The organism is Nocardia sp. BSTN01 (assembly GCF_015354405.1).
Classification (GTDB): Bacteria; Actinomycetota; Actinomycetes; order Mycobacteriales; family Mycobacteriaceae; genus Nocardia.
This window is the reverse complement of record NZ_JADKYP010000164.1, coordinates 1-911: the sequence shown is the minus strand read 5'-3', so window position 1 is coordinate 911 and position 911 is coordinate 1. Positions and strand designations below refer to the sequence as shown.

General features: G+C 65.3%; 1 protein-coding gene. It reads right to left on the bottom strand.

Annotated features, from left to right (window positions below):
• A partial coding sequence (gene fgd, locus IRT45_RS36340) for a glucose-6-phosphate dehydrogenase (coenzyme-F420) (RefSeq protein ID WP_194810267.1) occupies positions 1-911 on the bottom strand: 911 nt, incomplete at both ends.

The following is a 911-nucleotide window of genomic DNA, read 5'->3' as shown; positions in this document are numbered from 1 at the left end:
GGCGCCAGGTCGCGGGCGAACAGGTCCAGGAAGCGGCGCTGGTCGTGGCCGGGGGCATGGAAGACCAGGTGATTCAACCCGGCATCGACGTAGGGCTTGATCTGCTCGACGGCCTGATCCGGATCGCTGGCCACGATCCAGCGCTTGGCGATCTGCTCGATCGGCAACGCGTCCGCCGCCGCCTCCATCTCGATCGGATCGGTGATCGAATGCTTCTGCTCGGCGGTCAGCGACAACGGCGCCCAGAACCGCGTATTCTCCAGCGCCAGATCAGGATCGGTGTCATAGGAGATCTTGATCTCGATCATCCGATCGATATCGCCGAGCGTGCGCCCGACCTTCTCCGCGCCCTCGGTCACCGCCGGCATCAACTTCTCGGTGTAGAGATCCATCCCCTTACCCGACGTACAGATGAAACCGTCACCGGACCGGCCCGCGTACCGAGCCACCACCGGACCACCCGCGGCGATATAGACCGGGATCCCGGCCGGCGGCACGTCGTAGATCGACGCACCCACCGTGGTGTAGTACCGACCCTCGAAGTCGACCCGATCACCGCTCCACAACGCGCGCATCAGATCGACCGACTCGCGCAACCGGGCGAAACGCTCCTTGAACTCCGGCCACTGGCCCTTGTACCCGGTCGCGATCTCGTTGAGCGCCTCCCCGGTGCCCACACCCAGCATGATCCGCTCCGGATACAACACCCCCAGGGTCGCGAAAGCCTGGGCGATCACCGCGGGGTTGTAGCGGAAGGTCGGCGTCAGCACCGAGGTGCCGAGCTGGATGCGCGAGGTCCGCTCACCGACCGCGGTCATCCAGGCCAGCGAGAACGGAGCATGACCACCCTTGTGCCGCCACGGCTGGAAATGATCACTGACGGTCGCACTGTCGAGGCCGTGTTCTTCGAC